Annotated in this window: 26 protein-coding genes and 2 pseudogenes; 15 read left to right on the plus strand and 13 right to left on the minus strand. The window is 73.8% G+C overall.

Going from position 1 to position 23,416, the window contains the following annotated elements; all coding sequences use genetic code 11:
* Positions 1-705 (plus strand): signal peptidase I (gene lepB / locus IEZ12_RS29030; protein ID WP_268250277.1); only part of this gene is annotated, 705 nt, incomplete at its 5' end.
* 7 nt (positions 706-712) lie between these two features.
* Here lepB and IEZ12_RS29035 read toward each other — a convergent pair.
* Together IEZ12_RS29035 and IEZ12_RS29040 are read right to left on the minus strand one after the other, a co-directional pair.
* Positions 713-1,351, minus strand: coding sequence for a nucleotidyltransferase domain-containing protein (locus tag IEZ12_RS29035; protein ID WP_189276052.1), 639 nt, complete (start codon positions 1,349-1,351; stop codon positions 713-715).
* 21 nt (positions 1,352-1,372) lie between these two features.
* Positions 1,373-1,921: an NIPSNAP family protein gene (locus tag IEZ12_RS29040; protein ID WP_189276054.1), complete on the minus strand. Its 549-nt coding sequence runs from the start codon at positions 1,919-1,921 to the stop codon at positions 1,373-1,375.
* Between the two features lie 105 nt (positions 1,922-2,026).
* Here IEZ12_RS29040 and IEZ12_RS29045 point away from each other — a divergent pair, with 105 nt between their 5' ends.
* Positions 2,027-2,947 (plus strand): helix-turn-helix transcriptional regulator, encoded by a 921-nt coding sequence (locus tag IEZ12_RS29045; RefSeq protein ID WP_189276056.1) that lies wholly within the window; start codon positions 2,027-2,029, stop codon positions 2,945-2,947.
* An 83-nt stretch (positions 2,948-3,030) separates the two neighbouring features.
* On the plus strand, positions 3,031-3,963 hold the full coding sequence (locus tag IEZ12_RS29050; protein ID WP_189276057.1) for a DUF389 domain-containing protein: 933 nt from the start codon (positions 3,031-3,033) through the stop codon (positions 3,961-3,963).
* Between the two features lie 10 nt (positions 3,964-3,973).
* Here the strand turns inward: IEZ12_RS29050 and IEZ12_RS29055 are convergent, their stop codons facing one another.
* The 4 genes from IEZ12_RS29055 to IEZ12_RS29070 form a co-directional block, all read right to left on the minus strand.
* On the minus strand, positions 3,974-5,566 hold the full coding sequence (locus IEZ12_RS29055; RefSeq protein WP_189276059.1) for an MFS transporter: 1,593 nt from the start codon (positions 5,564-5,566) through the stop codon (positions 3,974-3,976).
* 61 nt (positions 5,567-5,627) lie between these two features.
* Entirely contained in the window at positions 5,628-5,915 is a 288-nt protein-coding gene (locus IEZ12_RS29060) for an SHOCT domain-containing protein (protein WP_043912117.1), read from the minus strand.
* A 71-nt stretch (positions 5,916-5,986) separates the two neighbouring features.
* Complete coding sequence (locus tag IEZ12_RS29065) at positions 5,987-6,448, minus strand: DUF6325 family protein (RefSeq protein WP_229848244.1); 462 nt, start codon at positions 6,446-6,448, stop codon at positions 5,987-5,989.
* A gap of 164 nt (positions 6,449-6,612) precedes the next feature.
* Positions 6,613-7,269, minus strand: a complete 657-nt coding sequence (locus tag IEZ12_RS29070; protein WP_189276062.1) for a hypothetical protein — start codon at positions 7,267-7,269, stop codon at positions 6,613-6,615.
* 112 nt (positions 7,270-7,381) lie between these two features.
* On the opposite strand from IEZ12_RS29070, the gene IEZ12_RS29075 reads away from it, so the two are divergent.
* A complete protein-coding gene (locus IEZ12_RS29075) occupies positions 7,382-7,876 on the plus strand; it encodes a hypothetical protein (RefSeq protein WP_189276064.1) in 495 nt (164 codons plus the stop codon).
* 279 nt (positions 7,877-8,155) lie between these two features.
* Positions 8,156-8,401, plus strand: a complete 246-nt coding sequence (locus tag IEZ12_RS29080; protein ID WP_189276066.1) for a hypothetical protein — start codon at positions 8,156-8,158, stop codon at positions 8,399-8,401.
* A 71-nt stretch (positions 8,402-8,472) separates the two neighbouring features.
* On the opposite strand, the gene IEZ12_RS29085 is transcribed toward IEZ12_RS29080, so the two are convergent.
* Together IEZ12_RS29085 and IEZ12_RS29090 are read right to left on the minus strand one after the other, a co-directional pair.
* Entirely contained in the window at positions 8,473-9,528 is a 1,056-nt protein-coding gene (locus tag IEZ12_RS29085; protein WP_189276068.1) for a hypothetical protein, read from the minus strand.
* A gap of 101 nt (positions 9,529-9,629) precedes the next feature.
* Positions 9,630-9,851, minus strand: a complete 222-nt coding sequence (locus IEZ12_RS29090; RefSeq protein WP_100584144.1) for a hypothetical protein — start codon at positions 9,849-9,851, stop codon at positions 9,630-9,632.
* Between the two features lie 136 nt (positions 9,852-9,987).
* Between IEZ12_RS29090 and IEZ12_RS29095 the strand changes: the two genes are divergently transcribed.
* From IEZ12_RS29095 to IEZ12_RS29115, 5 genes are all read left to right on the plus strand, one after another.
* On the plus strand, positions 9,988-11,307 hold the full coding sequence (locus IEZ12_RS29095) for a tetratricopeptide repeat protein (RefSeq protein WP_189276070.1): 1,320 nt from the start codon (positions 9,988-9,990) through the stop codon (positions 11,305-11,307).
* Between the two features lie 306 nt (positions 11,308-11,613).
* The gene (locus tag IEZ12_RS29100) at positions 11,614-12,138 is read left to right on the plus strand and encodes a toxin-antitoxin system HicB family antitoxin (RefSeq protein ID WP_189276072.1); all 525 of its coding nucleotides are present in this window, start codon (positions 11,614-11,616) and stop codon (positions 12,136-12,138) included.
* A gap of 81 nt (positions 12,139-12,219) precedes the next feature.
* The gene (locus IEZ12_RS29105; RefSeq protein ID WP_189276074.1) at positions 12,220-13,065 is read left to right on the plus strand and encodes a DUF4097 family beta strand repeat-containing protein; all 846 of its coding nucleotides are present in this window, start codon (positions 12,220-12,222) and stop codon (positions 13,063-13,065) included.
* A gap of 73 nt (positions 13,066-13,138) precedes the next feature.
* Positions 13,139-14,188 (plus strand): ATP-binding cassette domain-containing protein, encoded by a 1,050-nt coding sequence (locus IEZ12_RS29110; protein WP_373295544.1) that lies wholly within the window; start codon positions 13,139-13,141, stop codon positions 14,186-14,188.
* On the plus strand, positions 14,185-14,985 hold the full coding sequence (locus tag IEZ12_RS29115) for an ABC transporter permease (protein ID WP_189276078.1): 801 nt from the start codon (positions 14,185-14,187) through the stop codon (positions 14,983-14,985). The genes IEZ12_RS29110 and IEZ12_RS29115 overlap by 4 nt, the downstream gene beginning before the upstream one ends.
* A gap of 135 nt (positions 14,986-15,120) precedes the next feature.
* On the opposite strand, the gene IEZ12_RS29120 is transcribed toward IEZ12_RS29115, so the two are convergent.
* Positions 15,121-16,779, minus strand: a complete 1,659-nt coding sequence (locus IEZ12_RS29120) for an alkaline phosphatase D family protein (protein ID WP_189276080.1) — start codon at positions 16,777-16,779, stop codon at positions 15,121-15,123.
* 139 nt (positions 16,780-16,918) lie between these two features.
* On the opposite strand from IEZ12_RS29120, the gene IEZ12_RS29125 reads away from it, so the two are divergent.
* The 3 genes from IEZ12_RS29125 (at position 16,919) to IEZ12_RS29135 (ending at position 19,400) form a co-directional block, all read left to right on the plus strand.
* Entirely contained in the window at positions 16,919-17,290 is a 372-nt protein-coding gene (locus IEZ12_RS29125; protein ID WP_189276082.1) for a hypothetical protein, read from the plus strand.
* Positions 17,291-17,436: 146 nt separating this feature from the next.
* Entirely contained in the window at positions 17,437-18,813 is a 1,377-nt protein-coding gene (locus IEZ12_RS29130; protein WP_189276083.1) for an ATP-grasp domain-containing protein, read from the plus strand.
* Positions 18,807-19,400 carry a GNAT family N-acetyltransferase gene (locus IEZ12_RS29135; RefSeq protein WP_189276085.1) on the plus strand — a complete coding sequence of 198 codons (594 nt, stop codon included), beginning with the start codon at positions 18,807-18,809 and terminating at the stop codon, positions 19,398-19,400. Before IEZ12_RS29130 ends, IEZ12_RS29135 begins: the two co-directional genes overlap by 7 nt.
* A 172-nt stretch (positions 19,401-19,572) precedes the next feature.
* Here IEZ12_RS29135 and IEZ12_RS39310 read toward each other — a convergent pair whose 3' ends face one another.
* From IEZ12_RS39310 to IEZ12_RS29150, 4 genes and pseudogenes are all read right to left on the minus strand, one after another.
* A complete protein-coding gene (locus tag IEZ12_RS39310; RefSeq protein WP_229848245.1) occupies positions 19,573-19,842 on the minus strand; it encodes a protein kinase family protein in 270 nt (89 codons plus the stop codon).
* Between the two features lie 17 nt (positions 19,843-19,859).
* Positions 19,860-20,009: pseudogene (locus tag IEZ12_RS40710) on the minus strand (phosphotransferase); the annotation flags it as partial.
* A 200-nt stretch (positions 20,010-20,209) separates the two neighbouring features.
* Positions 20,210-20,851, minus strand: coding sequence for an HNH endonuclease family protein (locus IEZ12_RS29145; RefSeq protein WP_189276087.1), 642 nt, complete (start codon positions 20,849-20,851; stop codon positions 20,210-20,212).
* Positions 20,852-21,067: 216 nt separating this feature from the next.
* On the minus strand, positions 21,068-21,562 hold the full coding sequence (locus tag IEZ12_RS29150) for an Lrp/AsnC family transcriptional regulator (protein WP_043912098.1): 495 nt from the start codon (positions 21,560-21,562) through the stop codon (positions 21,068-21,070).
* A gap of 105 nt (positions 21,563-21,667) precedes the next feature.
* On the opposite strand from IEZ12_RS29150, the gene IEZ12_RS29155 reads away from it, so the two are divergent.
* Positions 21,668-22,960 (plus strand): APC family permease, encoded by a 1,293-nt coding sequence (locus IEZ12_RS29155; protein ID WP_189276090.1) that lies wholly within the window; start codon positions 21,668-21,670, stop codon positions 22,958-22,960.
* A 348-nt stretch (positions 22,961-23,308) separates the two neighbouring features.
* Positions 23,309-23,416 (plus strand): annotated as a pseudogene (locus tag IEZ12_RS39315) (aldo/keto reductase); the annotation flags it as partial.

Here is a 23,416-nt window from a genome sequence, read left to right on the forward strand (position 1 = left end):
ACCTCCGCCCGGCTGCGGGCGCTGACCACGACCGACCGGCCCGCGGGCCGGCGTTCGGCGCTGCGCGGGCTGGCGGTGCCGGCCGCGGTGGCGCTGGTGCTGGCGTTCGTGCTGAAGACCTTCGTGTTCCAGGTCTTCGTCATCCCGTCCGGCTCGATGATGGGCACCCTGCAGAAGGGCGACCGGGTCGCCGTCGACAAGTTCAGCCCCTGGCTCGGGGACACTCCGCGGCGGGGCGAGGTGGTGGTCTTCCGCGACCCGGGCGGCTGGCTCCCTCCGGAGCCGGGCGCCGGGGGCGTCCTCGGCGGCGTCCGCAGCGCGCTGAGCTGGGTCGGGCTGGCGCCGTCCGCCGACGAGAAGGACCTGATCAAGCGGGTCGTCGCGGTCGGCGGCGACACCGTGGACTGCCGCGCCGGCCGGCCCCTGACCGTCAACGGCGCGGCCCTGGACGAGCCGTACGTCTACCCCGGCGCGACGCCCTGCGACGACTACCCCGTCGGCACCGTCACCGTCCCGCCCGGCCACCTGTGGGTGATGGGCGACCACCGCAACGACTCCGCGGACTCCCGCTTCCAGCAACTCCACAACCCGGGCGGCGGCTTCGTCCCCACCGACCACGTCGTCGGCCGCGCCCGCGTCCTGGTCTGGCCGCTCCCCCGCTGGGCCTCGCTGCCCGTCCCCGAAACCTTCCGGCACGTCGGCTGACGGCCGTTCAGCCTGCCGCCCGCTCCAGCCAGGGGTGGCCCGGGTGCACGCGGGCGAGCCATCCGGCGAGGGCCCGGCGGCGGTCGGGCGACAGGTGCGGCAGGACGCGGTCGAAGTCGGCGCGGTCCTTGGGGCGGGTCGCCTTCGCCTTGAACAGCAGCACCAGTTCGGGCCGCAGATACGGGATGCCGGCGGCAGTCCGCTCGACGACCTCCGCGTAGGGCAGGCGCAGCGACCGGTCGCGGCGGCAGATCCACGTCGCGCCGTCGTGCGGCTCGCGGAAGACGTCGAACCGCCACCGGCCGCTCGCCGGTTCGCGCGCCCAGGTCTGGTGGGTGGCGGCGAGCGCCGCGGGCCCGGCGGCGGGCCACACCGTGCCGGAGCCGACCGCGTCGAACTCCAACTCCGGGAATCGGCCCCGCACTTCCTCGAACGCGGCCGCAGGCACCGCGATCTCCAGATCCCCGTGCGGCCGGCCCTCCCGCCCGAGGAACAGGTCCAGCGCCCACCCCGCCGCCACGCACCACGGCACTTCCAGCCCCGCCAACCGCGACGCGACCTGCTCGGGCCGCCACGGCTCCGCCCAGCCTTCGGCGATCTCCCCGTCATCGGGCCGGGCGCCGCCCGGCGGTTCGATGTCCGTCATCCCTCGACCCTAGACCCTCTGCTACGACACCGGTGCCAGCCGCAGGCGTTGGAGGGGCGTCCACGGCGGCGGTGCGGACGGGCCGAACCAGACGCGGACGTCGAGGCCGGTGCGGACGGGCAGCTGTGGGTAGTCGTTGACGGCGTGTTCGGTGCGGTGCAGGGCGTGTTCGGGTGTCAGGTGCCGGCCGGCGTAGGCGTCGAACTCGGCGGCGGACGGCGGCCGGCAGATCGTCACGCCCACCTCGCGGAGGCCGGGCGCGGGGGTGTAGCCGGGGCCGCGCAGCAGCAGGACGTCGTCGCTGTCGATCATCGTGGCGTTGGCCGCGTCGCGGTGCGCCCGCCACACCGGGCCGGTGTAGAACGCCTCCAGGGCGCGCCGACGCTGCGTCATGTCGGGGAAGGCACGGATCCAGACGAAGCGGTCGGGATCGTCCAGGTCGCGGAAGCGGCCGCCGAGTGCGATGCCGACGGCCTGCTGGCCGGTGACGAACTCCCGCTCGAACAGGTCGATCAGGGTGTCCCGGGCGCCGGGGTGCAGGGTGTACTGGCGGAGTTCGACGATGTTCACGCGGCTGCCGCTCCGGTCCGGATGGGGGTCGTGGTCCTCATGCGTGGCAGGTTAGGGCCGCTCCCCTGACATCTGCTGTCAGTGGATAGCGGGACACTTCCGCGTATGCGTGCGAGCCGACTGGTCACCCTCCTGTTGCTGCTCCAGGGCCGGGGGAGGTTGACGGCCCGTCAGCTGGCGCAGGAGCTGGAGGTCTCCGTCCGGACGGTCTACCGGGACGTCGAGGCGCTGGCCGCCGCCGGCATCCCGCTGTACGGCGAGGCCGGGCACGCGGGCGGCTACCGCCTGGTGGACGGCTACCGGACCCGCCTCACCGGGCTGACGGCCGACGAGGCGCAGGCCGCGTTCCTCGCCGCGCTGCCGGGCGCCGCCGCCGAACTCGGCCTGGGCGAGGCGCTCGCCACCGCCCGGCTCAAGCTGCGCGCGGCCCTCCCCGCTCAGGCGCGTGCGCACGCCGACCGGATCCAGGAGTGCTTCCTGCTCGACGCGCCCGGCTGGTACGGAGACGCCGACCCCACCCCGCACCTGACGGCGGTGGCGGGTGCGGTGTGGGCGCGGCGCGCGGTGCTGATGCGCTACCGCCGCTGGCGCGCCCCGGAGGAGATCACCCGGCGGGTCGAACCGTACGGGCTGGTCCTGAAGGCCGGCCGCTGGTACCTGGTGGCGGACGGGCCGCGCACCTACCGGGTCGACCAGATCCTCGAACTCACCTGCCTCGACGAGGAGTTCACCGTCCCGGCGGACTTCTCCCTGGCCGCCTGCTGGGCCGCCCGATTGGCCGACTTCCGGGCCCGTCTGCACACCGGCCACGCCCTGGTGCGCCTCACCCCGGAGGGCGCCCGCCGCCTCGGCGTCGCACCGGCCGACGACGGCTGGACGCAGGCCCGGGTCCCGATCGAGTCCGTCGACCACGCGCACGGCGAGTTCCTCCGCCTGGGCGCCGACATCGAGGTCCTCGAACCGCCCGCCCTTCGCGCCCGCCTCGCCGCCACCGCCCGCACCCTGGCGGCCCGCTACGCGGAGTGAGCCGCCCCGGCCTGTTCCCGGCCAGGGCCCGGGGCCGACAGGGCCTAGGGTTTGGCGGACAGTACGACCGCCCGGAGGACTCCTTGCTTCAGCTTCGACTCATCGTTCCCGCCGACCTGCGTGCGCAGGTGCTCGACCGGCTGGACGCCTGTGTCGGCGTCGCCCACGTCGCGGTGCTGCCCGGCGGCGCGGTCCGACCGGCCGGCGATCTGGTGCTGTGCGACGTGGCGCGCGAGGCTGTCGACGAACTGCTCGGTGAGCTACGGGCGTTGGGCCTGGCCGAGCGCGGGGCGATCACCATGGACGAGGCCGGGCTGACCATCTCGCGGGCGGCCGAGGAGGCGGAGGAGCGGGCCCCGGGCGAGGGCGCGGACGCGCTGGTGTGGGAGGAGGTGTCGGGGATCGTCCACGAGGAGTCCACGCTGAGCTGGGTCTTCCTGGCCCTGCTGACGGTCGCCACCATGCTGGCCGCCTGCGGCGCCGTCCTGGACAGCGCGATCCTGGTGGTCGGCGCGATGGCCGTGGGCCCGGAGTTCGGTCCGCTGGCCGGACTGTGCGTCGCCGTCGTGCAGCGCCGGGCCCGCCCCGCGCTCCGCTCGCTGCTGGCCCTGGTGGTCGGGTTCACCGTGGCGATGGTCCTCACCGTGGGGTTCGCGCTGCTGATGGACGCCCTCGGGCTGTTCAGCGACGCCAAGTTCGCCGCGGCCCGCCCCAACACCTCGTTCATCTGGCAGCCGGACGCCATGTCCTTCGTGGTGGCCTTCCTCGCCGGTGTCGCGGGCCTGTTGTCGCTGACCTCGGCCAAGGCGTCGGCGCTGGTCGGGGTGGCGATCTCGGTCACCACCGTGCCGGCCGCGGCCAACGCCGCCGTGGCGGTCGCCTACGGCGAGTACGCGCAGGGCTGGGGCTCCGCCGTTCAGCTCGCCCTCAACCTGTCGGGGATCGTCCTGGCCGGGGTGCTGACCCTGCTCGTCCAGCAGGGCGCCTGGCGCCTCGCGGGGCGCAGGCCGCGCTGAGCCGGGGCCGTCAGTCCGGCGGCCGGGGCGCCCCGCGGGTGGTGGGGAGGTGGCGGGTGAACAGCAGCGCGCCGGCGGTGATCACCGTGCAGGCGAGGACGGCGGACCTCAGGCCCTGGATCTGCGCGTCCCGGTAGTGGCCGACGATCGCCTCGGCCTCCTGCGGCGGCACGTCGGGCCGGGCGGCCAGGGCGGTGGCGACCTGGTCGGCGGGGACGAACGACACTCCCGCCGCGACGTGCGTCGCGGTCTCCTGCGCGACGGCCGCGCTCACCCGCGGGTCGCTCTCGATCCGGGTGGTGACGGACGCGGCGAGGGCTCCGACCAGGAGCGCGCCGATCAGCGCCGTGCCCAGCGAGGAGCCGAGGTTCTGCGCGGTGTACTGGAGGCCGCCGGCCTCGCTGCGCTCCGCCGTCCGGACGCTGGACTGCACCGTGTTGCCCAGCTGGGAGGCGAGCATGCCCAGGCCGATGCCGAGCAGGGCCATCGCGCCCGCGAACGAGCCGCCCTTCAGCTCCGGCCCGATGGCGGTGATCAGCCACAACGTGGCGGCGAGCAGCACCAGCAGGCCCAGCCGGACGATCGTCCGGGTCGAGGCGAACCGCAGCAGCAGCGAGCCGCACATCGAGGTGGCGAGCATCGTCACGGAGACCGGTAGCAGCCGCAGCCCGGTCCGGAAGGCGTCCAGCCCCTGCACCACCTGGAGGTAGAGCGGGATGACGAAGAACAGCCCGAGCAGCACGGTGTTCTGGTTGAACAGCGTCACCAGCCCCGCGCGCAGCGGCCGGTTGCCGAACAGGTCCAGCGAGACCAGCGGTGTCCCGCCGCTGCGCTCCCGGTGCCGTTCGTGGACGCAGAACGCGTACAGCAGCGCGGCGCCGAGCCCGATGGCGAACAGTGTCGGCGCGAAGCCGAGGACGGTGAACGGCGGGTTGCGCGGCTGGACCCAGCCCCAGGTGCCGCTCTGCAGCACGGCCAGCACCACCAGGGCGAGGCCGGCGGCGGACAGCACGGCCCCGAGCACGTCCAGCCCGGACCGCTCGGTGGGTGCGGGCTGCGGCGGGATCCACCGCATCACCGCGAGGATCGCGACGACCAGGACCACCTCGCCCGCGAACACCAGCCGCCAGGTCAGGTACGTGGTGACCCAGCCGCCGAGCAGCGGCCCGACGGCGATGCCCGCGCCGGCCAGGCCGCCGATCACGCCGTAGGCGATCGCCCGCTCACGCCCCTGGTAGGAGCCGGCCACCAGGGCGGCCAGCGCCGGCAGCACCAGCGCCGCGCCCAGCCCTTCGATCACCGACCAGCCGAGCGCGAGCACGCCGACGGTCGGGGCGAGCGCGGTCAGGCCGGAGCCGATCCCGTACACGAACAGGCCGATCACGAAGACCCGTCGGCGGCCGATCAGGTCGCCGATCCTGCCGCCGGTCAGCATGAAGGCCGCCATCACCAGGGTGTAGAGGGTGATGACGGCCTGGATGGTGGTCACGTCGGTGTGGAAGTCCGCGACCAGCTGGCTGATCGACACGTTCATCACCGAGGCGTCCAGCACCATCAGGAACTGCGCCGTCCCGAGGACGACCAGCGGCTTCCAGCTGTTCACTGCGCCTCCCGCACTGCCCGGTTCATCCGTTCCCCGGTGGCGGACCGGCGGCCGTCCGGCGTCAGCCGCCGAGGATCCGCGCCTTCTGCGCTGCGAACTCCTGCTCGGTGAGCACGCCCTTGTCCTTGAGCGCGGCGAGCTGCTGGAGCTGTTCGAGCTTCTCCTCCATGCTCGGGGCGCCCGTCTGCGCCGGCGCCTGCGGCGGCGGGGCGGGTTCCGCGTAGACGACCTGCTGGGCGTCCTGCTGGGCCCACCGGCCGGCCTGCCGACGGGAGACCCGGTTGGAGACGGCGGTGGCGGTTCCGGCGACGACCGCGGTACGGGCGACGCCGCGGAGCAGTCCGGGCATGGTTGTCCCACCTTTCCTGTTCGATCACGTGCGCTTCGACCGCTCCCCGGCGGGCCGGGCGAGCGGCCCGGTCAGCTCGTGGTCCCGAGCTCGTCGATCGCGTCGAGCACCTCGACGAGGTCCTGCAGCGGGACGCGGCCGCCGGCGAGCATCCGGGCGTCGGCCCGGCGCAGCGCGGCGGCCAGCGGGGCGGCCCACCGGTTCTCGTAGAGCAGGACGACCGCGGAGTCGCCGGGGTCGAGCAGCGCGCCGGCCTCGGCGAGGTCGGCGTCGCCGAGCAGGCCGGAGGAGACGCCCTCGAACACGGCGAGGTCCAGCTGCCCGTCCCCGTCGAGGTCGCCGATCTCGACGCCCGCGATCGTGCCGTCGGCGCCCTTGCGGACGAACGTCAGGTCGAGGATCCGGATGATGCCCCGGTCGACCAGGTCGACCAGCAGGGGCATGCCCTCGCCGGTCAGTCGGCTGCCCGGGAACGAGATCACCAGGTAGTCGATCGGGCCCAGTTCGTCCAGGTCTTGGGGTTGGTTGCTCACGGCGGCTCCCGGGGGACGGCGGCCGGCCACGCATGCCGACCGGTGTCGGGCCGGAGGCACTCGCCGCCGACCGGCCCACCGTCCACGCTAGCCCCGACCGCGAGCTCCCGCCCCTCCCCCGCCATCGGCGCCGTCACTGTCCGTGAAGACCGCCGATACGCCCGCTACGCGGGTTGAGCCGGGTCAGGTCGGTGCGGGCGCAGGAGGACTTCGCTGCCGATCGGGGTGAAGCCGCAGGCGAGGAAGGCGCGCAGGGAGCGGGCGTTGCCGGGCGAAACGGCGGCGAACACCGGTTCGCCGTCCGGGACGAGGGTGAGCGCGTCGGCGATCAGCGAGCGCCCGCGGCCCGGCCCGGGGTCGTCCGGCCGGTGCAGCTCGATGCTCAACTCCCGCCGCCCGGCCAGCCCTTGAGCGAGCGTCACCAGCCCGCGCCCGTCCCCGTACACGCCCACGTCCGTGCGCACCTCCCGGGCGTGCTGCACCCGCGGGTGGCCGTCCGCGCCGTCCAGCGGCCCCAGTTGGGCGGGGCCGCCCCGGCCGCGGGCGACCAGCGTCGCGTCGATGCAGCCGATCCAGCCGCCGGGCCCCGCCAGGTACCGCAGGAAGTCGGGCCCCATCGACTCCCCGAATCCGTCCGGCCCCTGCGCCTTCACCTCGGCCGCCGACCGCGCCGTCGCCACCACCGCGTGCCCGGTGAACGCCACCGACCCCTCCAGTCCGCCCCTGAGCGGCGGCAGCACCGTCACCCCGCCGTCCACCGGCGGAAACCTGCCCTCGGCCGCGTCCAGGAAGTACCCCAGCAGCGGATGCGCCTCGCCCATCCTTCAACCACCACCCGTCAGTTGTGGATCACCGCCCCCGAACCTACGCCTCGCGGCGGCCCCTTTCCCACCCGCCCGGGTGACGGCCCGTCCGGCTCGATACGGTCGACACATGCACGAACAGCTCGACCCGTCCGCCGACACCGGACTGACCGTCTTCCGGTGCGCCACCTGTGACGCCGCCCTGACCGGGGCGCTGCGGCAGTTGCCGACCGTCCCCCTGCCGCCGTTCTACGCGTGGTGGGAGGCCGAGACACCGGGACCGTCACCGGCGACGGTGCCGACGGGCTGCTTCGCGGTCGAGACCGGGCCGTGCGGCCCGCCCATGGCGACCGGTGCGGGGGTCGTGCCCCGCGAACGTGTGCGCGGCGCCAACGGGCAGCCGCTGATCCCGCGAGGCCCGCAGGGCAGCATCGTCCTCAATCCCGACGACGCCTTCGGTCTGGAAGTGCGCCACGCCTCGGGGGCCTGCTGCGGGGCGACGCCGGACGGCGGAATGAACCAACTGTGCGCCTGCGGCACCCTGGTGGCCACGCTCTGCTCGGACTGCTGCCTGCCGTACGAACTGCACCTGGCGGCCGACCGGGTCCGCGCGGTCCGGATCTGACCTCCGGCCGCAACGGGGACCTGAAACCCCGGGCTCCGCACCCGCTCGCGGCGCGCGCGGTGGCGCAGTTCGGGCGGGTGCGCGCCGGGACGCGGTAGTACGTACCACCCGATCGGCCGAGCCGCAGCACTCTCGCATCGATCGGGGCCGCGTCGGGCCGCCATCATCGTGCCGGTACCCGAACCACCGTGACCGCCGCCGCCACTGGCCGGCCGAGGCGAGCGCTCGCACGGTACGGGCTGCCCCTCCCGCAGTGCTGTTCGAAAGGTCCCACGCACCATGAAGCTCCACCGCCTGACCCGCCGGATCGAGTCGTTCGCCGCCGCACTCGTCCTCGCCGCCGGCGCCTTCACGGGCGCCTCCCCGGCGCACGCGGCCACCTCCTGCGAGGACGCGATGCGATGCCTCTCGCAGCCCTACGCCGGGACCGGACAGGTCGCCTCGAAGGAGATCTCCACGGCCGGTGCGTCCAGTGGCTCGGCAGTTCGGGGGACTCGAACCGGATCGTTCACGCGCCTGGGTTGACGAACCTTCGGCCGGCCTCGCGGTCCCGTTGTCCGAAAGAACACCCGCCCGTCACTCGCCCCGGCGCCCCGTCAGTACCACCAGAATTCATCGCCGACCCGGTGGGCGGCCCGCACGGCCGGGCGGCGGACGGCGGGGTGACGGGCCAGCAGGTCGCGGATCAGCCAGGAGTCGAACCACACTGCGCCGCGCCGGCGTGATGAGGGCGGATCGTCGCGGTCGATCTCGGCGCGCAGCCGGCCCGGGACGCGGACGACGGAGCGGGTGCGGGGGAAGGCGAGGCACCGCCAGACCTCGACGTCGAGCGGAACGCCGGTGACGCCGGGCGGGGTGGGCCAGGGGCGGCCGGTCTGCGGATGCCGCGGGACGAGGGCCAACGCGGGGTGCCGGGCCGCCGGCGGACGGCCGGGGCCGTACAGCGCGCAGTGCTTCGCGGGCCCCTCGGCGCCGATCACGTAGTGGCTCAGGGCTCGGCCGAACACGGTGGCGGCCTCCTCGTCGTCGAACACGACGGGCGCGCCGTCGGCGGCGATTATCAGGTCGACGACAGTCACGCAGATCTCCTGCCCGCACCGGTGGTTCCAGCAGCCGTCCGCATCGACCGGGGGAACGGCGAAACGCTCGTGGACCACGTCCGTCCACTCCGCGACGGGCGGCTCGGGGCCGGCGGGGACCGCGCGGACCGCATCGGGCTCCAGCCAGATGGCCTGCCAGAGCGAGCAGTCGTCCACGCGAGCGCCGACGGGGTGCCCGCACCGGGCGCAGGCCAGGTTGGGACCGCCATGGGCGGTGAGGCCGCAGCAGGAGCCGTCGGCGCGATCGAGTATCAGCGCGGTGCCGATGTCGTCGCCGGGCGCCAGCAGGATCCGCTCGGCCGCGCCGTCGGACACCCAGTGGTGAACGGGGGCGTAGTAGCCGCGAGCCTCCGCCTCGTCCTCGGTCAACTCGTCCCACGGCCGCCAGGGCGGGCCGAACGGATCCGGGTCGACCGCGTAGTTCCCGAGGTCCAACAGGGCCGGCAACTGCACACCGTTGCCGATCTGGTGATGGGCGTACGGCGGAAACCGGACTCGGCTGACCGGCCGGGTGAGTGCGCTCGCACAGTGCGCGCACGCGAAGAGCTCCAATGGGCACCCTCCTTCGACGACGCGCACAAGATCGCACGCCAACTGGTTCGACCGCAAAGGATTTTCGGCGGCACCTCGACCCGGGAGCCCTGCAAGAACGTTCAGCCCAGCTCGCGCAACGCCTCGTCGACCTGCCTGCGCTCATAGCCGAACCGAACGATGTCGAACGCGGCCGGCCGCGGCCGCTGCCCGGGCGGCAACGCGAGATGCGCGTCCACCTGCTGCCGGTCGTATCCGCGCCGCACCACATCGAACCCGGACTCCCCGACGGGCTCCGCGGCGGCCCGACGCTGCCACCAACGGGTGCGGCGTTCCTCGGTCATGGCGGCGGTCCTCCCCCGTCGGCGGTTGCTGCCGCGATGCTACCCGCCGGTCCGATCGATGCCCTGACGCACCATCAGCACCACCCCGGGCAGCACGACCGGCGCGGTGTCGGTGACCGGCACTACGGTGCGGGCCGTGAACGCCAATGATCTTGAGCATCAGGTCCGGACGGTCTCCCGCTGCATCCCGCCGGAACTGGTCTCCCGCCTGCTGGCGCACGGTCATGCCGCCGTGGTGGCGGACCGCGCGGGGCGCGGCGAGTGGTTCAGCGCGCAGGCGTGGGCCCGGCTGCTCGCCGAACGGGGCTGCTTGGCCGAGGCGGTCGAGGTCCTCACCCCGCACGCCGCGACGGGCCGGTGGACGGCGGTCGTGGCGCTGGCCGAACTGCTGGAGGACTGGGGACGGATCGACGCGGCGATCGTGACCGTCCGGGCCCGCATGGCCCTCGGACACCCGAACGCACTGGAGTACTACGCCCGTCTACTGGCCCGCCACGGCCGAGCCGCAGAGGCGTTCGACCTGCTGCTGCCGCACGTCGGCAAGTCGTCCATCGCCGACGCCCTGGTCGACGTCGCCCACGTCGCCGACCGCGACGAGGAAGCCGCCGAACTGCTCACCGCCCGGGTCGACACCCACCGGTGCTCGGACTTCCCGTGGTGCTGCAACGGTTTCGACACCGACACCGCACTCGGCCTGCTCGCCACGATCCGGGAGCGACAGGGCCGCGTGGACGAAGCGATCGCCCTGCTCGCGCGTCGGCGCTTCGCCTCGTCCGACGGCCATGACCAGTTGGCCGAGCTGTTGGCCCGGCACGACCGCATCGACGAGCTGCACACCTACGCGGCGGGTGACGGACGGGACGCCGCCGCGGAGCGGTTGGCGCAGCTGCTGGAGGAGCGCGGGGACGTCCACGGCGCGATCGCGGTGTACCGACAGCACAGCGGGCAGGCGCACTCGGCATTCGGACTCGCCCGACTCCTGGCCCGCCACGGCCGGGGCGAGGAGGCGATCGACACACTCCGCGCCCGGGCCGACGCCCACCCCGGGGGCGACTGGATCCTCCACGCCCTCGCCGACCAGTACCTCGCCCAGGGCCGCCCCGCCGACGGCCTCGCCCACCTCGACGCCCTCGCCACGCTGCGCAACGGCGAGGAGGCGTGGGACCTGTACCGGCTCCGGCTGCCGCTGCTCGCCGCCCACCTCGGAGTCGACGCGGCCATCGCGCAGGCCCGCTCCCACCCCGAAGGCGCCACCTCGTACGCGGCCTCCGACCTCGCACAACTCCTCACTGCGGCCGGCCGCACCGAGGAGGCCGTCGCCGCCCTCCGCCCGCACGAGAGCGAGAACCTCGACACCCTGGCCGAGCAACTCGTCGTCCTGGGCCGCGTCGAGGAGGCTCTGGCGCTCCATCAGCAGCCACTCGTACGACAACTCACCTGTGGGCCGCCGAGGTGACGGCCTGGCCCGAACAGCCGGACAGGGCGATCGGCACACGAACGCCACACCATGCGGGCGGCGGAGCTGTAACCGCAGCGCCGAAGCCCGCACCACAGGTGTCCGCATCCGTCAACGGCGGCACCACATGGCACCGCATGGCACCACATGGCGCCGTGTGGCACCGTGTGGCACCGCCTCGAACCGCAGCCCCGCCCGCCGTTCGGCGAGCCATCCCCGCAGGTCATCCCGCACCTCACCATCAAGCCACCATCCACTACCGTCAAAGGAGTTGATGTGGCATCACATTGGTGCCACGATGGGGCCATGGACCTCACCCCGTATGTCGACAACCTCCGGCAAGAGTTGGCCGTGGCCGCCGAGGCCGGAGGGGCCGATGCTCGGGCGTTGGCCGATCGGTTGACGGCACCGTTGGAGTCGGCAATGCGGCTGGCCATGCTCAATGTGCTGTCGGATGCGATGGCCGAGGTCACGCGCGAGCTCGCCCCGGGGTCGGTCGATGTGCGACTGCGGGGTCTGGACCCGGACTTCGTGGTCACTGCGCCGCTCGCCGAGAGCGCCCCGGCCGGGCCCGCCGGCCTCCCGCCTGCTCCCCTGCCACCGGCCGATCCGTCCGGCGCCGAGGACGACGGGGGGACGGCCCGGATCAATCTGCGGCTGCCCGCCCAGTTGAAGGCGCGGGCCGAGGAGGCGGCTGCCCGTGAAGGGCTGTCGGTCAATGCCTGGCTGGTGCGGGCTGTGGCGTCCGCCGTCGAGGGCGGGGGCCGGGCGCGTGGGCCGGTGGAGCGCTCGCAGGCGTTCGGCCAGAGCTTCACGGGCTGGGTCCGCTGAGCCCTGCACCACCCCCATGATCAAGCCCTGAAAGCCTCGAAATCCCCGGCTCCTCTGACGACCCGTGAGGACGGTATCGCCATGCCTTCTTTCGACACTCCCGAGCCGATCTCGCTGAACGCCCAGGTGTCCGCGGGCTCGGTGCACGTCATCGCGACCGACCGCGCCGACACCGTGGTGGTGGCCCGGCCGCGCGACCCCGATCGCGAGGCGGACGTGCGGGCCGCCGAGCAGACCGAGATCGGCTTCGCCGGCGGCGTGCTGACCGTCCGCACGCCCAAGCAGCGCCATCTGCTGGGGCGGACCGGCACGGTGGACGTCTCGGTCGAACTTCCGGCCGGTTCGCGACTGGAGGCCGGCGGCGCGTGGACGCAGGTGCTGGGTGAGGGCCGGCTGGGCGAGGTGCAGGTGAAGACCACGTCCGGCGACGTCCGGCTGGACAGCACCGGGCCGTTGCGGGTCACGGCGGCACACGGGTCGATCGCCGTCGACCAGGTGCACGGCCCGGCGGAGATCACCACCAGTTCGGGCAGCGTCCGGGTGGGGCTGCTGGACGGCCCGGCGGTGGTGAAGAACTCGTACGGCAGCACCACTGTCGCGCTCGCCGCCGACGACCTGCAGGTGAGTGGCGCCAACGGCGACATCACCGTCGAACGGGCCGCGGCCTCGCTGCGCGCCAGTACGGCCCGCGGCACCCTGCTGGTGGGGGAAGTCGCGCGCGGCAGCGTGCAGTTGGAGACCGGCTTCGGCGCGATCGAGGTCGGCGTCCGGGCCGGCACGGCGGCCTGGCTGGAGGTCGGCGCGCAGCGCGGCCAGGTCCGCAACTCGCTCTCCGCCGCGGACGCCCCGGAGCAGCACGAGGAGACCGTCGAGATCCGGGCCCGCACCCGCTACGGCAACATCGACATTCGTCGCGCCCACGACTGACGCTCATTCGGTTTCGGTTTCACGCACACCCGTTCACGCCACTCAATCGGGAGGGCACATGCCTCCATCTGTCATGCCCACATCCAGAAATAGGAACATGTTAGGCGCCCCCGCCGTCACCGCGATCGGCCTGCGCAAGTCGTACGGCGACCGGACCGTCCTCGACGGCATCGACCTCACCATCCCCGCCGGGACGGTGTTCGCGCTGCTCGGACCGAACGGCGCGGGCAAGACCACCACCGTGGAGATCCTCTCCACCCTGGTGGGCGCCGACGGCGGCCAGGCGCAGATCGCCGGCCACGACCTACTGACCGACCCCGACGGGGTGCGGTCGGCGATCGGGGTCACCGGGCAGTTCGCCGCCCTGGACGACCTGCTCACGGCCGAGGAGAACCTCCTCCTGATGGCCGACCTGCTGCGTCTGCCGCGCCAACAAGGGCGCGCCCGGGTACGGGAGTTACTGGAGCGGTTCGACATCGCGGAGGCGGCCGGCCGGCGCGCCGCGACCTTCTCCGGTGGGATGCGCCGCCGGCTCGACCTGGCCATGACGCTGGTCGGCGACCCGCAGGTGATCTTCCTGGACGAACCCACCACGGGCCTCGACCCGCGCAGCCGCCGCACCATGTGGGACACCGTGCGCGGCCTGGTAGCGGGCGGCACCACGGTCTTCCTGACCACCCAGTACCTGGAGGAGGCCGACCAACTCGCCGACCGGATCGCCGTCCTGGACGGCGGCCGGATCGTCGCCGAGGGCACCGCCGACGAGCTGAAGGCGCGCATCCCCGGCAGCCACGTCCGCCTGCGCCTCGCCGACCCGGCCGGGTTCGCACGCGCCTGCGCCGCCTTCCCCGGCGCGAGCCGGGACGCGGAGAACCTCGCCCTGCGCATCGCCGGCGACGCAGGTCTGGACGCCCTGCGCAGCGTGATCGACCGACTGGACGCGGCCGGCGTCCCCGCCGCCGACTTCTCCGTGCACACCCCGGACCTCGACGACGTCTTCTTCGCCCTGACCGGCGCTGACACCGGCGTCGGCGCCGGCACTGGCATTGGCACGGGCACCGGCACCGGCACCGACACCCCGCACGGTTCCCACCGACCTGCCGCCGAGGAGACCCCGCGATGAGCAGCACCCTCGCCCTGGCCGCGCACGACTCGATGACCATGCTGCGCCGCAACCTCAAACACGCGGCCCGCTACCCGGCGCTGACGTTCAGTCAGGCGATGACGCCGATCCTGATGCTGCTGCTGTTCGTCTTCGCCTTCGGCGACTCGATCGGTGCGAGCCTCGGCTCCGGCCCCGGCGGCGGGCGCGACGCGTACCTGGCCTACCTGACGCCCGGCATCCTGGTGATGGGTGTGGCGGGCGGTTCGATGTCCACCTCGGTGGCGATCTGCTCCGACATGACCGGCGGCATCATCAACCGCTTCCGCACGATGAACATCGTCCGGTCCTCGTTCATGACCGGCCATGTGATCGGCAGTGTCGTCCAGACCCTGGTCGGGCTGGTGCTGGTGGTCGCGGTGGCCCTGGCGGTCGGCTTCCGGCCGCACGCGGGCGCGGCGGCGTGGGCGGCGGCGTTCGGGCTGCTGCTCGCGATCGCGGTGGCCGTGACCTGGCTGTCGGTGGCACTCGGGCTGATCTCGAAGACCGTGGAGTCGGCCGGCAACAAGCCGCTGCTCGTTCAGTTCCTGCCGTTCCTGGGCTCGGCGTTCGTGCCGGCCGACTCGATGGCGCCGGGGCTGCGCCTGTTCGCCGAGTACCAGCCGTTCACTCCGATGATCGAGACCCTGCGCGGCCTGCTGTCCGGGACGCCGGTCGGCTCCGGCGGCTGGGTGTCGCTGGCCTGGTGCGCGGGGATCGGCACAGTCGGCTACGTCTGGTCGCGCCGACTGTTCAACCGCACCACCACCCGCCGCTGACTGCCCGTCGGCAACACGGCCGGGGCCCGGAAGGAGAGCCGCCGGCAAACCCCGGCCCGGGCCGGAAGCAATCCGCCGGCAACACGGCCGGGGCCCGGAGAGAGATCCGCCGGCCCCGGCCGTGCCGCGCGCCGGTCAGTTCACCGGGGCGTTGACGCGCTCGATCTGCTGGGTGCCGCTGCGGGTGCGGTACGAGCGGGCCCACTTGGCAGTGGCGTCGGGCTTGGTGCGGTCGGAGAGGACGTAGTAGTCCATCTGCGCCCGTTCGGCGGTGATGTCGAGGACGCCGTAGCCGTGCGAGTCCAGGTCGGTCCACTTGACGTGCCGATTCGCGGACTGGATCGCGGCGACGGCCACCAGGGAGAGCGTGTGCGGGGCGACCTTGAGGATGTCGTCGATGTTGTCGGAGCTGACGGAGGTGACCACGAACTCGGTGGCGGCGCTGCCGGACGCCGGGTAGGTGGCGGCCTCGAAGGGCACGTCGCAGGCCCAGGCGGAGTGGATGTCGCCGGTGAGGAACACCGTGTTGGTGATGTGGTGGTCCTTCAGGTGGCCGAGCAGTTCGCGCCGGTCGTGGGTGTAGCCGTCCCACTGGTCGGTGTTGACGGCCAGTCCTTCTCCGGGCAGGCCGAGCAGTTGGGCGAGCGGGCGCAGCAGGTAGTCCGGCAGCGACAGGAAGGCGACCGGCGAGATCATCACCTCGTTGCCGACCAGCCGCCAGGTGGTGTCAGAGGCGGCCAACCCGGCCTTCAGCCAGTCGAGTTGGGCCCGGCCGGTGATGCTGCGGTCGGCGGAGTCGACGTCGCCGTCGCCGATGCCGGCCTGCTGCGAGCGGAACGAGCGCAGGTCGAGCAGGTGCAGGTCGGCGAGCTTGCCGTAGCGCAGCCGCCGGTAGGTGGTGCCGGCGATCGACGGGCGGACCGGCATCCACTCGAAGTAGGCCTGCTTGGCGGCGGCGACCCGGGCGCTCCAGTCGCCCTCGGCGCCGGGGGTGTGGTTCTCGGCGCCGCCCGACCAGGCGTCGTTGGCGAACTCGTGGTCGTCCCAGATGGCGATGGTGGGGACGGCGGCGTGCAGCGCCTGCAGGTCCTGGTCGGTCTTGTAACGGCCGTGCCGGGTGCGGTAGTCGGCGAGCGTGATGATCTCGTTGGCAGGGGCGTGCGGGCGCACCACGGTGCCGCGGGTGCCGTACGTGCCGGAGGCGTACTCGTAGATGTAGTCGCCGAGGAACAGGAAGACGTCCAGGTCGCCCCGGGCGGCCAGGTGGCGGTAGGCGGAGAAGTAGCCGGCCTCCCAGTTGGCGCAGGACGCGACGCCCAGGCGCAGTCGGTCGACGGCGGCGTCGGTGGCGGGGGCGGTGCGGGTGCGGCCGACGGGCGAGACGGCGTCGCCGGCCAGGAAGCGGTACCAGTAGGCGGTGTCGGGGCGCAGGCCGCGGACGTCGGCCTTGACGGTGTGGTCGGTGGCGGCGGTGGTGGTGACGGTGCCGCTCGCGACGACGGCGGTGAAGGCGCGGTCGGTGGCGAGCTGCCACTGGACGGCGGTGTCGGGCCCGAGTCCGGAGCCGGGCACGGCGGTGGCGCCGGGGGTGACCCGGGTCCACAGCAGGATGCCGTCGGGCAGCGGGTCGCCGGAGGCGACGCCGTGCAGGAACTGGGCCCCGCCGGTGGCGGCCGCGCTGCCGACGGTGGCGGCGAGCGGCAGGGCGAGGGCGCCGGCGGTGAGGGCGGCCGCCTGGATGACCTGGCGGCGCGCGGGGCGGGCGGTGGGCGCGGTGGCGGTGGGTTCGGTCACATCAGACGAGATTTACTCACCGGTAATGGCTTGTCCAGAGCCCGGGTTGACTATTCGTCAACCTTTCACCACGATATCGCCAAGACGATCGGGTCGCCTGCGAACCATCCAGGCGCCGTGCGCATGGGGGGCAGGGCCGATGGCCTGGAACAACGACGACATCTGGGCCGGGCCGGAGCCCGCCGCGGCTCCTGGGCACTCCCGCCCCGGCTGCTGGTGGCTGCTCGCCTGCCTTCCGCTCGCGTGGTGGGCCGGTTGGGAACTCGTCCTGCTGACGCTCCGCTACCCGTCCCCCTGCATCCCGACCGACCAGCCCACCCAGGGCGACGCGTTCCTTCTCCTCTTCCGCCTGTTGATCACCGTCCCCGCCTTCGCCCTGACGGTCCTCGCCGGCCGGCTGGCGGCGAGCCACGGCCGCTCCCGCTGGCGCTTCCTGCTCTGGGCGCTGATCGTCGTGATGGCCCACAAGCTCCTCCGGATCTGGCTCCAGGACCCGGCGGCCTTCTGCTGACACCCCGGTCCGAGGCCGTACTGCGGCACCGTCAACTCGGCACGCTCCTTCGTTCGGGTGAGGTCCGCGCGCACCGCGCGCCCCGCACCAGCGAGGCAGCGCACCGGCACGACGGCGAGCCCTCCGGAGGCTCCCATAATCACCTGGTGATCACATCCTGTGACGAAGCGATCGACCGGTTGCGGGCGATCCCCGGGCTCTCGATCTGCCCCCGCCCCCTGCTCGTGCTACCGCTGCTGCGCACCGGCTGCCTGTCCACCGTGCTCAGCGTGGAGTCCCCGGACGCCGGTTGGGCGGACGAGTTCGACGCCGAGTTCCACGCCTTGGAGGCGGCCACCGGCCTGCGCGACCACACCGCCACGGGAGCCGGGGTCGACCAGGTGCTGCGCGAGCTCGCCCGGACCGGCGGGCGGCCGCGGCTGCGGCGGGAGTTGGCGCTGCTCTCGTACCAGGCGCTGCAGCCGCACTGGCGCACGCCCCTCGCAGAGCTCGGCGCCCGGCTGGTGGAGCCGGCCCCGTCGGCGCCGCTGTCGGCCCTGCGGGACAAGACCGCGCAGCGGGCGTGGCTGCGGTCGCTGGGGGTGCGGACGCCGCCCGACGCGGTGGTCGACGCCCTCGACCACCGGCAGTTGCGCCGTCGCTTCGGCGACACCTACGTCGTGCAGACCCCGCGCGGCTCCGGAGGGAAGGGCACCCATCTGGTCACCGAGGAGGCCGACCTGCTCCGGATCGGCGCCGCGGCCGGGCCGTGGCTGGTGAGCGAGTACGTCGATGGCGCCCCGGTCAACGTGCACGCCCTGGTCTCGGCGGACGGCACGGTCCGGGTCATGCGCCCCTCCGTCCAGCTGACCCGGGTCGAGGGCGTCGGCGCGGCCTTCGGCGCCTACTCGGGCTGCGACTTCGCCGCCCCCGCCCTGCTGCCCGCCCGCGCGCTGGCCCGGGCCGCCGAGCAGACCCGGCGGGTCGGCGCCGCGCTCGCCGGCCTCGGCTACCGGGGCCTGTTCGGCACCGACTTCGTGCTGGACGGGACGGACGACGCGCTGCTCCTCGAAGTCAACTCCCGTATGCAGGGCTCGACCTGGCTGCTCGGTGAGCTCGAACTCGCCCAGCACGCCCTGCCCTCCGCGCTGCGCCACGTACTGGAGCGCCACGGCCGCACCACCGGCGGCGAGCCGAGTCAGGACCCGTCCGACGGCTGCCAGTTGGTGGTGCGGCACACCGGCGGCCCGGTACGGGTGGCCGCCGCGCCGACCGGCGGCCTGCACCGGCTCAAGGACGGGGCGTTGCGGCGCTGCGGCGACGGATTCGGCCTGCTGGAGTGCGGACCCGACGACTGCGTTCTCCTCCAACTCCCTTCCCCCGGCCTGGTGTTGCAGCCCGGTGTGGCGATCGCCCGGATCGTCGCCCGCTACTCGCTGACCGCCCCTGACGGCACCGGGCTGACCCCGCACGGACAGCGGCTCGTCGAGGCCCTGCACGCGGGCTTCGCCCTCGAACTGCTCACGGCTTCCGTGCCGTGCTGACGCCGCCCTTTCCGCTGTACGTCCGCCCGGCGCTCGCGGCCGATCTGGGGCGGCTGGCCGAGCTGCGCAGCGCCGCCGCCGACTGGATCGCCCGCACGCACGGCTCGCGGCAGTGGTCGGACCCGTACAACGCCCGGCGCGGCCTGGCCCGGATCGCCCGGGGCGCGACGGCAGTGGCGATGCTGGAGCCCGCCGGCGAGGTGGTCGCGGCGCTCACGATCCGGCCGGTGGGCAGCGCGCGGCTCTGGACGGCGGAGGAACTGACCTTCCCCGCTGCCTACTTGAGCGCCTTCGCGGTCGACCGCCGGTACGCGGGGCGGGGCATCGGCGGCCGGCTGAACGACTGGGCGCGCTGGCGGGCCGCCCGGGCGGGCGCGCAGGTGCTGCGGGTGAACGTCTGGAGCGACAACACGGCCCTGCACGCCTACTACCGCGCCCACGGCTGGCAGTTCGTGCGCGCCGTCCCCACCAGCCGCAGCGGGGCCCTGTTCGAACTGCCGCTGAGCCCGCGGCCGTTGCCACCCTCGCTGATCCACGAGCAGGGCGACCTGCCGCTGCCCGGGCCGCAGGTCGGTCCAACTCCCTGACCAGAGCGGCGATTCGGCGCAGGTTCGGGGGTGCTGCCGTACCCGAGAACGAGGCCGTGGTGGCCGGAGTCCGGGACCAGCGAGTGCCGGGACAGTGACCGGGGCGCCATCCGGTGGCGGCGGGCAGCCGCGGCCAGACGCTGGTCGGGGACGTTCGGCGGCAGTCGCATCGTCAGGTGTCTGCCGTGAACAGCGTCCAGGCCACGGACAGGTCGGTGGCGGGGTCGCCGCCGGTGAGGTCGCCGAAGCCGATCACGGCGCCGATCCGGCCGCGGTCGACCGGGACCCCGCGGTACGGGTTGACGGGCGCCTCGACAGGAGCCGGGGTATGCAGTGCGGCGAGGAACTCGCCGAGCCCGGTCGCGTCCGCGCCCGGGTCAGCGAGCTCCGAGAGCGCCGCGAGCGCCGCGATCCGGCCGGGAGGAACGGCACGACGCCCCACGGCCACGGATGCTCCCTCGTCGGCCGCCCGATCCGCACCGGTGCCGACACCGGCAGGGGCAGCCGACCGGCCGACTCCGGCAGCCGGTGCTGCTCGTGCGCGACGAGCCCGGCGGCCACGGCACGTCGCGGCAACCGGACGAGATGCTCCTCGCCGAGTCGGCTCACCAGGCTGTCCCACCCGTTGGTCGGCGCCTAGATCGGCAGGTCCGCCGGATCGGGGTGCTGCGCGCCGAGCAGCCGACGCACCAGCCCGACCGGGACGGCGACCTCCGCGGCCGGGCTTCCGACGACCTGTCACAGCGGAGATGCCACGGTCGGCCGCGGCCTCGGCGGCCAGCGCCGACGCCACGGCCGCCGACGATCGGTCAGCAGCCCGCCAGGACGTTGGTCAGGGCCGCCTTCTCGGCGGCGTCGACGGAGAGGCTGTAGTAGTACTTCACCTGCACCCAGGCGCGGACATAGGTGCAGCGGTAGCCGGTGACGGGCGGCAGCCACTCGGCCGGGTCCTTGTCGCCCTTGGAGCGGTTGGTGCTGGCGCTGACGGCGAGCAGCTGGGGCCGGGTGACGTCGTTGGCGAAGGCCTGGCGCTGGGCGGTGGTCCAGGCGGAGGCGCCGGAGTCCCAGGCTTCGGCGAGCGGGATTATGTGGTCTATGTCCAGCCCGGAGGCGGAGGTGATGGTGACGCCGTCGTACGCGGAGACCCAGGTACCGGAGGTGGCGGCGCAGCTCGCGTCGGTGACGACGTTGGAGCCGTCGCGCTTGAGGACGGTCTCCCGGGTGTTGCAGGTGCCCGAGATGGTGATCCAGGTGGGGAAGAGGTCGCGGCTGTAGCCGGTGCGGTCCTCGGTCTTGACGGTGAGTTGGGCCAGGTAGCCGCGGGCGGTGGCGGCGGAGACCGGGGTGGGCAGCGCGGCTTCGGCGGTGCCGGTGCTCGCCGTGACGGCTCCGGCGGCGAGGGCCGCGGTGGCGGCGAGGGTGGCGAAGCGGCGGAGGAAACGATTCGTCACGACGGGAAGCTCCTGGACTGGGCGGCGGGGCAGGGAATTTGGACCCGGCACAGCGTGTCAGCCCGGGGGTCTATGCGGGTAGACAATCCGTCGTGAAGATTGCATTGCCGTCCGGTGACCATCCCGGCCCGCAATGTGAAGGTTCATCATCAAGCGGGCAGCGATACCGCGATCCCGGCCCGCTCCCGCTCGGCGACCGCCCGGCCCGCGCCCCGCTCAGCGGCCGCGGGCGGCCGGCCAGCGGTCGAGCGGGAGCGGGCCCCGGGAGCGGATGGTGCGGATCGCGAAGGTGGAGCGGGCGTCCCGGACCGGACCGATCGCCAGGATCTCGTCCAGCAGCACCAGTTCGTAGGTCGCGAGGTCCGGCACCGCGATCTCCACCAGGAAGTCGGCCTCGCCCGAGACCACGTGACAGGCCACCACTGCGGGGATCTCGGTCAGCCGCTGCTCGATCTGCCGCGAGGTCTCCCGGGAGTGCTGCTCGACCCGCAGCGAGACGAACACCGTCAGGCCCAACCCGACGCGCTCCCGGTCGAGTTCGGCCCGGTACCCGGCGATCACCCCGTCCGCCTCCAACGCCTTGGTACGGCGCAGCGCGGAGGACGGCGAGAGCCGGACGGCCTCGGCGAGATCGACGTTGGCGGTGCGGCCGTGCCGCTGCAGGTGCTCCAGGATGGCACGGTCGATGCGGTCGTACTGCTGGCTCGGCATGCCGTGCACCCTAGCGGCCGACAGGCGGTCGATTCTGCCGTTTCACGCGCCCCGCACGGCGAAATTCGCCATCGCGTGCCGCACGTTCGGGGCCACAATCGGCACATGTCCGAGAAGATCGCCGAAGGCCGTCCCCCGCTGTCCACCGCCGGGGCGTCCGCACTGTACATCGGGGCCTTGCTGGGCCCCAGCCTGCTGCTGCTCCCGGGGCTGGCGGCCCGCGCCGCCGGACCCGCCTCCCTGCTGGTGTGGCTGGCCCTGCTGGTACTGTCGGGGCTGATAGCCGTCGTGTTCTGCGCGCTGGGCACCCGCGTCGGCTCGGCCGGCGGCGTCGCCGGCTACACCGCTGCCGGCCTCGGCGAACGGGCCGGACGGGCCGCCGCCTGGTGCTTCCTGGCGGGCGTGGTGGCGGGCGCTCCGGTGGTCTGCCTGATCGGCGGCAGCTACGCGGCGGCGGCGATCGGCGCGGGTGAGTCGACCGCGGTACCGGCGGCCCTGGTGCTGCTGGGCCTGGTCCTGACGGTCCGACTGGTGGGCGTGCGCACCGGCGTGAAACTCCAAATGGTGCTGGTGGCCGTCCTGGTGGCGCTGGTGCTGTTCGCGATGCTCGGCTCCGCGCCGTCCTCCCGCGCCGCCAACTGGACGCCGTTCCTCCCGCACGGCTGGGCCGGCGTGGCGCGCGCCGCACCGCCGCTGATGTTCGCCTTCGTCGGCTGGGAGGCCGCCGCCTCGCTCACCACCCGCCTGCGCGACCCGCGCCGGCAGCTGCGCCTGGTGGTGCTGATCGCCTTCGTCGTGACGTCGCTGCTCTGCCTCGGCCTCGCTGCCGCCACCGTCGCCGTCCTCGGCCCGGACGCGGGCGGCGCCGTCCCGCTCGCGGACCTGATGCGCGCCGCGATCGGCGACAGCGGCCGCGTCCTCGCCGTCGGCGCGGCCCTCGTCCTCACCCTCGCCGCCACCAACACCTACCTGACCGGCGCCGCCGAGCTGACCGACGCCCTGCTCCCGCCCACCCCCGCCCCCGGCCGCCGCGGCTCGTACGCGGTGGTGGCCACCACCGCACTGACCGGCGGCCCGCTGATCGCCCTCGTCGGCTCGGGCGTCCTGACGACGGATCAGCTGGTGGCGGTGCCGACCGCGCTCTTCCTCTCCGTCTACCTGGCCTGCACGGCCGCCGCGATCCGGATCCTCGACGGACTCCCCCGCCTGGCCGCCCTGATCTGCTGCCCCGCCGTCCTCGCCCTGGTCCTCGGCACCGGCTGGCCGGTCCTCGCCGTCGCCGCCGTCGCCCTGGCCGCGGCGGTCCTTCCCGGTCGGCGCTCGGGCTCCGCCGCTCCGGACGACGCCCTCGAACTCCGGGACGGGACCGCAGCCTTGACCGCCCACGAAGGCCACTGAGTCGACGGGACGACCACGCGCACACACCGCAGGGCCGTCCCGTCAGTGCCGCGCCCCCGCTTTCCCGGAGCACGTGGGGACCACCGAACTCCGCTGAGGGACAGCCGCTCCGGCCTCCCGCGAAGGTCGTTCGAGCCGGCGGGACGGCCGGGCACCCGCAGCGCGCAGCCGTCCCGCCGCTCCGTCTCCCCCGCCTGCTAGAATCCCGACCATCACCTGAGCCTTCTCGGCGCGGATCCCGATCCGCCGAGGAGGCTTTTTTCATGCCCGGGACCGGCCCGCACCGAGTACTCCGAACGCGCCGGCACCCACCCCACCACTACCCAATTGCCAAGGGAGACCCCTGCCATGACCTCACCGACGAACGCCGCACCCGCTGCCGCCGCCGGCACCTGGCGTCTCGGCGACCGGACCGTCAACCGCCTCGGGTTCGGTGCGATGCGGCTGACGGGCACC

This window comes from Kitasatospora griseola (assembly GCF_014648555.1).
In the GTDB taxonomy this organism is placed as follows: Bacteria; Actinomycetota; Actinomycetes; order Streptomycetales; family Streptomycetaceae; genus Kitasatospora; species Kitasatospora griseola.

Coding starts and splice junctions, on each gene's coding strand:
- IEZ12_RS29035 (WP_189276052.1), bottom strand. CDS start 1,351: ATGACGGACATCGAACCGCCGGGCGGCGCCCGGCCCGATGACGGGGAG.
- IEZ12_RS29045 (WP_189276056.1), top strand. CDS start 2,027: ATGCGTGCGAGCCGACTGGTCACCCTCCTGTTGCTGCTCCAGGGCCGG.
- IEZ12_RS29060 (WP_043912117.1), bottom strand. CDS start 5,915: ATGCCCGGACTGCTCCGCGGCGTCGCCCGTACCGCGGTCGTCGCCGGA.
- IEZ12_RS29070 (WP_189276062.1), bottom strand. CDS start 7,269: ATGGGCGAGGCGCATCCGCTGCTGGGGTACTTCCTGGACGCGGCCGAG.
- IEZ12_RS29075 (WP_189276064.1), top strand. CDS start 7,382: ATGCACGAACAGCTCGACCCGTCCGCCGACACCGGACTGACCGTCTTC.
- IEZ12_RS29080 (WP_189276066.1), top strand. CDS start 8,156: ATGAAGCTCCACCGCCTGACCCGCCGGATCGAGTCGTTCGCCGCCGCA.
- IEZ12_RS29090 (WP_100584144.1), bottom strand. CDS start 9,851: ATGACCGAGGAACGCCGCACCCGTTGGTGGCAGCGTCGGGCCGCCGCG.
- IEZ12_RS29100 (WP_189276072.1), top strand. CDS start 11,614: ATGGACCTCACCCCGTATGTCGACAACCTCCGGCAAGAGTTGGCCGTG.
- IEZ12_RS29105 (WP_189276074.1), top strand. CDS start 12,220: ATGCCTTCTTTCGACACTCCCGAGCCGATCTCGCTGAACGCCCAGGTG.
- IEZ12_RS29110 (WP_373295544.1), top strand. CDS start 13,139: ATGCCCACATCCAGAAATAGGAACATGTTAGGCGCCCCCGCCGTCACC.
- IEZ12_RS29115 (WP_189276078.1), top strand. CDS start 14,185: ATGAGCAGCACCCTCGCCCTGGCCGCGCACGACTCGATGACCATGCTG.
- IEZ12_RS29125 (WP_189276082.1), top strand. CDS start 16,919: ATGGCCTGGAACAACGACGACATCTGGGCCGGGCCGGAGCCCGCCGCG.
- IEZ12_RS29150 (WP_043912098.1), bottom strand. CDS start 21,562: ATGCCGAGCCAGCAGTACGACCGCATCGACCGTGCCATCCTGGAGCAC.
- IEZ12_RS29155 (WP_189276090.1), top strand. CDS start 21,668: ATGTCCGAGAAGATCGCCGAAGGCCGTCCCCCGCTGTCCACCGCCGGG.